6 protein-coding genes are annotated in these 6,704 nt (G+C 39.8%); 2 read left to right on the top strand and 4 right to left on the bottom strand.

All coding sequences use genetic code 11. The features are described from left to right. Positions 1-373: 373 nt before the first annotated feature. Entirely contained in the window at positions 374-1,993 is a 1,620-nt protein-coding gene (locus tag BIV59_RS17060) for an ABC-F family ATP-binding cassette domain-containing protein (RefSeq protein ID WP_071352660.1), read from the top strand. Between the two features lie 341 nt (positions 1,994-2,334). Then, positions 2,335-2,586 carry a hypothetical protein gene (locus tag BIV59_RS17055; protein ID WP_071352659.1) on the top strand — a complete coding sequence of 84 codons (252 nt, stop codon included), beginning with the start codon at positions 2,335-2,337 and terminating at the stop codon, positions 2,584-2,586. Positions 2,587-2,741: 155 nt separating this feature from the next. Here BIV59_RS17055 and BIV59_RS17050 read toward each other — a convergent pair whose 3' ends face one another. The 4 genes from BIV59_RS17050 to trhA form a co-directional block, all read right to left on the bottom strand. Then, positions 2,742-3,077, bottom strand: coding sequence for a hypothetical protein (locus BIV59_RS17050; protein WP_071352658.1), 336 nt, complete (start codon positions 3,075-3,077; stop codon positions 2,742-2,744). A 270-nt stretch (positions 3,078-3,347) separates the two neighbouring features. Continuing rightward, the gene (locus BIV59_RS17045) at positions 3,348-4,133 is read right to left on the bottom strand and encodes a glucose 1-dehydrogenase (RefSeq protein ID WP_071352657.1); all 786 of its coding nucleotides are present in this window, start codon (positions 4,131-4,133) and stop codon (positions 3,348-3,350) included. Between the two features lie 17 nt (positions 4,134-4,150). Then, positions 4,151-5,008 carry a GRP family sugar transporter gene (locus BIV59_RS17040; RefSeq protein ID WP_071352656.1) on the bottom strand — a complete coding sequence of 286 codons (858 nt, stop codon included), beginning with the start codon at positions 5,006-5,008 and terminating at the stop codon, positions 4,151-4,153. Between the two features lie 445 nt (positions 5,009-5,453). Next, on the bottom strand, positions 5,454-6,104 hold the full coding sequence (gene trhA / locus BIV59_RS17035) for a PAQR family membrane homeostasis protein TrhA (RefSeq protein ID WP_071352661.1): 651 nt from the start codon (positions 6,102-6,104) through the stop codon (positions 5,454-5,456). Positions 6,105-6,704 lie beyond the last annotated feature (600 nt).

Raw genomic sequence — 6,704 nt, 5'->3', positions numbered from 1 at the left:
ATCTTTTTGTGAATTCTAAATGAAGCTTTTCTTTTTGAAAATCAGGATGCTGATCTGCAGTCATTATTTTCTCCTTTCGAAAAGAGCATTGCCTCTCTCATCTTTCAAATTGACTTGCTGCCCGGAGAAATTTAGAATCAGCGGTGAAATGGCGGAAATATATATTATCAGAAAAATATAACAATATCAAGCATGAATTTCCCGAAGAAAATTCTGATTCTATCCCTTTTTAAAATTAGAATCTGTGAAGTTAATATAGCCTGTAGTTCCCGTTCTTCATTAAAATTAACGCTGCAGAATGAAAACCATTTTCCAGTCCCCCCTTTTCCATGTTATAATTTCAAAGACATTGTCAATGGAGGAATGCTAATAAATGATTACTATTAATAACGTTAGCTTGCGATATGGTGACCGTAAGCTATTTGAAGATGTAAATATAAAATTCAATCCTGGTAACTGCTACGGCTTGATTGGTGCTAATGGCGCCGGTAAATCGACATTCTTAAAAATCCTTTCTGGAGAAATTGAAGCACAAAGCGGAGATATCCATATGGGGCCGGGAGAACGCCTAGCCATATTAAAACAAAATCACTTTGAATACGAAGAACATGAAGTTTTAAAAGTGGTTATTATGGGACACGAGAAATTATATAGCGTCATGCAGGAAAAGGACGCTATTTATATGAAGGCCGATTTTACTGACGAAGATGGCATGAAAGCTGCCGAACTTGAAGGTGAATTTGCTGAATTGAATGGCTGGGAAGCAGAATCTGAAGCTGCCATTCTTTTAAAGGGTCTTGGTATCGAGGAAAATCTTCACACCAAAAAAATGGCTGAGCTTACAGGCGGCGACAGGGTAAAAGTCCTTCTTGCACAAGCTTTATTCGGCAAACCGGATGTTCTATTACTGGATGAGCCTACCAACCATCTTGATTTAAAAGCCATTCAATGGCTTGAAGAATTTTTAATTAACTTTGACAATACAGTTGTCGTAGTGTCGCATGACCGACACTTCTTAAATAAGGTATGTACACATATCGCTGACCTTGATTTTGCCAAGATTAAGGTATATGTGGGCAACTATGACTTCTGGTATGAATCCAGCCAGCTTGCACAAAAGCTGACACAGGAATCTAATAAGAAAAAAGAAGAAAAAATTAAAGAGCTTCAAAATTTCATTGCACGATTCAGTGCGAATGCATCAAAATCTAAACAGGCAACTTCACGTAAAAAATTGCTTGATAAAATTTCGTTAGATGATATCCAGCCTTCATCAAGGCGCTATCCTTATGTGAACTTCACTCCGGAACGAGAAATCGGAAATGATTTATTAAGAGTTGAAGGTCTTTCAAAAACGATTGACGGAGTAAAGGTTTTGGACAATATCTCTTTCATCATGAATAAAGATGACAAAATTGCCCTTGTCGGCAGAGATGAAATTGCCCAATCGACTTTATTTAAAATTCTTTCAGGAGAAATGGAAGCAGACAGCGGCACATATAAATGGGGAATCACTACTACACAGGCATATTTCCCTAAAGATAATGCCGAATATTTTGAGGGCTGTGATCTTTCTCTTGTTGACTGGCTTCGCCAATATTCACCTAATGACCAAAGTGAAAGCTTCCTTAGGGGCTTCCTTGGCAGAATGCTTTTCTCAGGCGAGGAAGTTCTTAAGAAAGCAAGTGTCCTATCAGGCGGCGAGAAAGTGCGCTGCATGCTATCCAAAATGATGCTGAGCGGCTCTAATGTTCTAATGCTTGATGAGCCTACCAACCATCTGGATCTTGAATCCATAACTGCTTTGAATAATGGTCTTATCAGTTTCAAAGGATCTATGCTCTTTACTTCCCATGACCATCAGTTCATTCAGACAATCGCTAACAGGATTATCGAATTAACTCCAAATGGTGTTGTGGATAAGCAAGTGTCCTATGATGAGTATCTTGAAAACAGCGAGCTGCAAAAACAGGTTGCTGAAATGTACAAATAATTTTAAGGCACACTATTTCATTTTGAGATAGTGTGCTTTTCTTTTACCTTACTATCTTAAATAAAATCACACTCCGATTTATATGGAATTAAGAATTGCTGCGAAGAGTCTTTATTCTAGCGAGGTTAATAATAAAATATATATAGGTCATTTTTGTGCTAAATTTCCTCGGTTTAAAGTGAAAACTTCGAAATTTGGTTGGATGATACACTAAAATCAGCTACGATCTCCTATGAAACCCGACACCTGCTGCAAAATTTCTGCTGGATGAACAGATTTTCTATATTCAAGGTTTAAAAAATGCCAAGAGCTGGCATAATGCTCGATAAGGGGTGATATGTATGGAAGCTTCTCAAATTAAGGAGATATTTGAAAACAGCGGTTATGGGTTTTTGTATAAAAAGTTCCACTATCAATTATTCGTTTCAGGACTGCTGGATGATATTGATGATTCAGAGTTAATAGAAGGCTTTCTGGAGTCCTACTGCTTTGAGCAAAATGTAAATCTATGTTTTGATAATTTTTCATTTTATTTTAAAACCTACTATTACTCATATGTGAAGCATGATTTGCAGAATCATTTCCTGTATTAATAACTGTGCTGTTTTCGTAAACTTTGCTGTTTTGTGACTAGGTGGCTAATTGAATGATGGAGCAGCCTCACAGAATTCATAAAAAAATGAACTATTTGAAGCTAATAACAAAAAGCCGGGTATAGCACCCGGCTTGGTTTATTCACATATTTTATTTAATAATAGTAAGGATATCCGCCGCCATAGTATGGGTATCCGCCGTAAGGGTATCCATATGCATAAGGATATCCATATCCGTAACCTCCATAATAAGGTCCGCCGAGTAAGGAACCTACTGCGAGGCCTCCTAGAAGTCCGCCGACAAATGGGCCTCCAAATCCAAAACCAAATCCCGGCCTGCCCCAGCCAAACCCCGGTCTTCCCCAGCCAAATCCTGGCCTTCCAAAGCCAAATCCCGGTCTGCCAAAGCCAACACGCCCGATGCCTCCAAATCCCCACGGTCTTCTTAAATCGTTCCCATCTGCATATACGCCATCAAATTCAGGATTCATAATGGGCCTCCCTTTTTTCTTCTGTATTTTTCTTACTCTATACAAATATGTGGATTTTCTTTATTTGCATAGGCGTATAACCTGAAACACAAGAAAAAAATCGGGCATTATTATAGTTGTTGGCCTTATCACAGATATTTTGAACTTTCAGCTCCTGTATGGCGGCCGAAATTTGAATCGTTAAGTCATGCTGTATATGGGGTGCCATGGCGCAAAATCCTGACTCTTCACCGTTTTTCGGCATAAAAAAAGAGCCGAAGCCCTTTTTTATCAGCCTTTTCCGGCCTGGAAGCCTGGATATTTGGTCATGCCGCCGTCAGCATACAATGTGTGGCCAGTTACATAACTTGATTCTGATGATGCCAGCCAGACCGCACAAGCAGCAATTTCTTCCGGCTTACCTATATAACCCATAGGAATCAAATCCAGTGTGTCCTGCTTTGCCTTAGGATCTGCAAATTTTTCAGCATTGATCGGCGTATCGATGGCTCCAGGGGATATATTGTTGACCCGGATTCCTTTTGGTGCATATTCAAGCGCCAGAGTTTCGGTCATCAGTTTCACACCGCCCTTGCTTGCAGCATAATGGACAAAATGGGGCCATGGAATACGGTCATGTACTGAAGCCATGTTAATAATATTTCCCTTTATATCATTTTCCACCATATAAGCGATGGCTTCTCTGCTGCCAAGGAACATTCCTGTCAGATTGACATTAATGACTTTATTCCAATCTTCCAGTGAAAGCTTATGTGAAGGAACTTCATTTTCAATTCCGGCGTTGTTTATCATGATATCAACCTTGCCGAACTTTTCAACAGCAAAAGCAAGGAGCTTTTTGACGTCTTCTTCTTTCGTTACATCACCTTGGAGAGCCGCAGCTTCTCCCCCATTTTTTTTGATAGTTTCAATAATTTCCTGATATTCGCTGTTATCTGAGTGGTAGTTCAAGACCACTTTCGCTTTTTCCTTGCCGAATCGCTCTGCAATGGCCTTTCCTAAACCCTTGGCAGCTCCTGTAACAACAACCACTTTATTTTCCAAATCCTGATACATAAATGGCACCTCACCTTTTAATGTTTTGTGAATCCTAAAAGAACTCCCCCGGCAATTACAAGTACGCATCCAATTATGACGGATGCCAGCTGTTTGCCGGATTTCTTTTCTCCCAGGAGAAATATTCCGCCTAATGTGGAAATGACAATCCCCATTTGAGAAAAAGTAAATCCTATGGCTACACCCACTTTTGGATTCGCCAGCAATAATCCTATATTTCCTATTCCCCACATTATCCCTGTTAAAATATTTCTAAACGCATATTTTGAAAAAGGATTGTGCTTGATTGACAGCAGCAAGGCACCGGCGAGCATTCCAATAGACTGTGGAAGAATTGCCGACCAGCCGCTGATATTAAACCATTTAATAATTACAACATAACCAATATATCCGACTGATGATAAAAGGAGGACCAGTAAGCCTTTTTTAAGGCTGTTCCCTTTTTCATTTTTATCTTCAGACTGGCCTGTGCTTGTAAAGATGACTCCAGCGATGATGCATAATAGTGCAATTATGCCAAGAATGACCGTAGTTTTTGATGTCCATTCTTTAAACACGATTACTCCGAAAAGCGTTGTACCCAAAAGCTGCATTCCTGTAGAAATCGGCACGGTTTTGGATACTCCTATATATTTGACGCTGTTCAGCTGATATAGCTGTCCAACAGACCAAAAGAAGCCTGATATCATGCCAACCGCCCATGCGAGCCCGCTCATTTCAGGGGTTTTTATAAAAAACATGACAACCGCAAATAGAAGCGATCCGCATGTTATGCCAAGTGTCTGGCTGTAGGAATTGCCTCCGAGCTTTACGCTGACAAGCACCAGGCTTCCCCACGCAATAGCCGGGAGCAATGCATAAAAAATTCCTTCCACAATGATTCCTTCTTCCAATTTTGTTAGTGAATGATAAGCAAGCTACTAACCATCCGACAGTATGGTGATTCCCCAATGCAAAAAATTAAAAACCTTTTTTAAAATTCGCGGAATTTTCTCACTTAAAGAAGCAGAGGACTGGCGGGGTGCAGAGTTACTTAAGAAGGCATAAAAAAAAGGCCCTTTCTGCAAAAAAGAAACCTTCCGAAAATATACAGGGATGACCCTCAGTTAACGCTTTCATCACATGAAAACCAGTTAGACTAAAGAGCCATCACTCGGTCTTATCCCCATAAGTCCGTATAAATGCAAAATATATAATAACCCCTTTGCACAATGCAATTATACTACATTTTTTTATATATGACAAATTTGTGAACAAAACTGAAATCAGAAGACAGCGGATACTTCCCTTAAAACTGGCAGCTTCACTGTCCTTGACTTATTATGCATCGAGCGGAAGAACATAAAGAAGTATTGCAAAAAAGTGGGCCGCAGATCCTCCCAGCACAAATAGATGCCATACAGCATGATGAAAAGGAAAACCTCTCCATACATAAAATAATGCACCGGCAGTATACATAACGCCCCCAAATATGAGCAAATACATGCCATTCTGCGGAAGCGCAGCACTAAGGGGACTCCAGGCTGCAACTATCATCCAGCCCATAACCAGATAAAGAAGCGTGGATAAAAACAGGAATTTCTTCACAAAAAACGCTTTGAAAATGACTCCTCCCATCGCTATACCCCAGACGATTCCAAGCAATGACCATCCGAGAACCCCGTTTACACAAATAATCATAAATGGTGTGTAAGTGCCTGCGATAAAAAAATATATGGCTGAATGATCAAAGATTTCAAACAGGTCTTTGGCTCTGCCAGGAGGAAAGCTATGAACCAGTGTAGACGCCATGTATAGAACAAGCATCGAAATCCCGTAAATGATGGAAGCAGCCAGATGCCACGGTTTGCCTTGTTCTGCTGAATAAATAATCAGAAAAAATAATGCAGCTATGCTGAGCATGGCTCCAATACCATGGGTTATAGCATTTACCAGCTCTTCTTTTTTCGTATAAACATGTGTATCGGCCAAAGCATTCACCTTCACTTTCACTTTATAAGAGCCCTTTCAGTACGGAGGAGTTCCGTTCAGGCACCCTTTATTACAGCTCTAGTACAAAATCATAAATATGAACATCACGGCTATTTTTATCTGCTCTAAGTATACCCCGATTTCCCAAACCATAAAAGATGGAGTAATTCACAAAGATTGATTCAGGCAATTGCGGGAGAAATTTCCCCTTCTCTTTATGTAAGATTGCGTTACTTGCGGAACCTCTATTTCGCTCGAAATATTTAGGAAAAGTTAATTACCGTTCTTTTTTTGATATTGAAATCCTAAACAGCCTCAGCGTAACCCTTTGTTCTGTTTTGATGACAATCGCACCCTCCTCTCCAATCAACCCGGTTTAACTGCGTGATCGCTTAACAGAATATATTAAAAAACAACAATATTTAAGAGTGGCCGACACACTTTTCGTACGTACGTACCTTCCTTCACACAGATAATGTTGCGACATCCCAGCCTGCCAAACATGTTTCTCCTGCTTTCACAAAAACAGTTGCAAACTCTAACTAATTCGACTATCATCTAATTAGATAACAATCAAATTAGGAGCATTCCTGTTAGAAG

Origin of the sequence: Bacillus sp. MUM 13 (genome assembly GCF_001866725.1) — a bacterium.
GTDB lineage: Bacteria > Bacillota > Bacilli > Bacillales > DSM-1321 > Peribacillus.
Note: the sequence above shows the minus strand (reverse complement) of the source record. Positions and strands in the feature narration are given on the sequence as shown.

Excerpts from the sequence above, each read along its gene's own strand:
- BIV59_RS17050 (WP_071352658.1), bottom strand. The coding sequence starts at position 3,077 with ATGAATCCTGAATTTGATGGCGTATATGCAGATGGGAACGATTTAAGA.
- BIV59_RS17060 (WP_071352660.1), top strand. The coding sequence starts at position 374 with ATGATTACTATTAATAACGTTAGCTTGCGATATGGTGACCGTAAGCTA.
- BIV59_RS17045 (WP_071352657.1), bottom strand. The coding sequence starts at position 4,133 with ATGTATCAGGATTTGGAAAATAAAGTGGTTGTTGTTACAGGAGCTGCC.
- BIV59_RS17055 (WP_071352659.1), top strand. The coding sequence starts at position 2,335 with ATGGAAGCTTCTCAAATTAAGGAGATATTTGAAAACAGCGGTTATGGG.